Source organism: Arhodomonas sp. KWT (genome assembly GCF_010993615.1).
Genome location: NZ_WNXE01000386.1, coordinates 1 through 1,690, shown reverse-complemented (window position 1 = coordinate 1,690; position 1,690 = coordinate 1). Strand labels below are relative to the sequence as shown.

2 protein-coding genes are annotated in these 1,690 nt (G+C 72.0%); both read right to left on the bottom strand.

Annotated elements, in window-relative coordinates; genetic code table 11:
• On the bottom strand, positions 1–362 hold a 362-nt coding region (locus tag G7A99_RS19205; RefSeq protein ID WP_163143225.1), incomplete at its 3' end, for a PA2779 family protein.
• 176 nt (positions 363–538) lie between these two features.
• Positions 539–1,456, bottom strand: coding sequence for a hypothetical protein (locus tag G7A99_RS19200; protein ID WP_163143222.1), 918 nt, complete (start codon positions 1,454–1,456; stop codon positions 539–541).
• Positions 1,457–1,690: the final 234 nt, after the last annotated feature.

Sequence of the window (1,690 nt, the reverse complement as noted above, 5' to 3'; positions counted from 1 at the left end):
AGGATGTCGGTGATCAGCAACACCACGAAGATGAACACCGCGGCCCCCAGAATGCTGGTGCCACCCGCGGGCATCTCATCCATGCGCTGCGCCATCTGGCGGGCCTCCGCGTCGGAGAGTGCGGCAACGCGCTGCTGCGCCTCGGCCGGGTCGACACCATAGGAGACGAGCTGGTCACGCACGTCCTCGCGCTGGAGCAGCGCCTGGACCCGCTCACGGGCGGCATCCGCCGACTGCTGGGCGGCGAGGGTCTGGGTACCCACCATGCTGGCCTGCGCGGCCGGAATGAACAGCGTCGCCCACAGAAACAGGGCGGCGAGCAGCGGGACGAGGCGGCGATTTGTTGCGATAAAGCGGTCCATTTCTTCTTCCCTCCTGTGTGATTGACGGCTACCGGCATCCATCATAGCCGACCGGGCCGGCCGCCGTAGAGCCGCTGCGCTGCCGCTCAGGCCGTCGGTCGGAAGCGTCCCCGGACAGCGACATGTGATGGCCGGCCACCGCGCGGTGTGCCCGGGGGATATGCCAGACGGAACGGCTAACGCCCCTGCGGCGGGAGGTCGAGCCAGCGGATGCGCCAGCCGGTTCCGGCGAGGAAGACCGTGCCCGCCGCCGCGGTCACGACCTCGCCGCCACCACGGGGCACGAGGAGGAGACGGTAGCGCCGGCCCCGGTCTGCGGCCAACACCTCCTTCACGCCGGCGAGCCGGTATCGATGCCGCAACGCCCCCTTGCGCACCCGCCAGGCGGCGCGTATCGCCGCCGCGGCATAGTCGGGTGACGGCGCGGAGGCAGCCGCGGTGGACCGGACGGTCAGGGCCTCGCGGTGAGCGCCGGCGCCTCCCCCGGCACGCAGGCGTACCGCCAGCAGCGATCCCGGCACCACTTCGAGACCGCGGGCGGTGAGAACCGCGTCGGCGGTGCGTGCGCGCACGTCGTAACGCCCACCCGGCAGGGCGAACACCGTTGGCCGGTCGGCCCCGCCGGACTCGATGGCGGACTCGTCAACGGCGCCACCGTCCCGGACCCGGTTCACCCGCACGCCCGCCGGCACGATTCCCCGCGCCCCGGCGACCGTGACCGCCAGCCGCCCCTGCGCGAACCCGACCCGCAGACGGTGCCAGCCCCGGGTAATCCAGATGTCCCGGGCGGCATGGGTGGCCGCGCCAACGACATCGCGCGGCACGACGTACACGTCGTACGCACCCGGCGCCAATGCAAGCCGGACCGGTGCGCCGGCACCGCGCCGGGGAGATGCGGGCGTGACGGCGTAACCCGCCTGCAGCCCGGAACGGGCGTCACGCACGACGACACACACCGGGACCCGCGCACCGCCGGGCTCGGAGGCGACGACCTCCAACCCCGTCCCGCCGCCACTCCGGATATCTGCGGAACCCGGCCGCCCGGTCGCCTCGACCACCCGTGGCAGCACCGTCACCGCCAGCAGGAGCGACATCGCCCATCGCCACGGTGCCCCATCTGTCCGTCTTCGGACCTCGCCCACCCCACCTCCTCATTCCGGCCCCTGCCCTTCAGGCAAGCAGTCGCACTGCACACTGTCCAGCCGGCGGCCCCGACACGCCGGCGACCGGAAAGGCGTTGGCCCCGTCGGGCAACTCGATTATCGTGAGGATTGTGAGCAACCGCACAACACGCGTGAGCAGTCGGTCACCGCATCCCAACGGATGCA

Excerpts from the sequence above, each read along its gene's own strand:
- G7A99_RS19200 (WP_163143222.1), bottom strand. The coding sequence starts at position 1,456 with ATGTCGCTCCTGCTGGCGGTGACGGTGCTGCCACGGGTGGTCGAGGCG.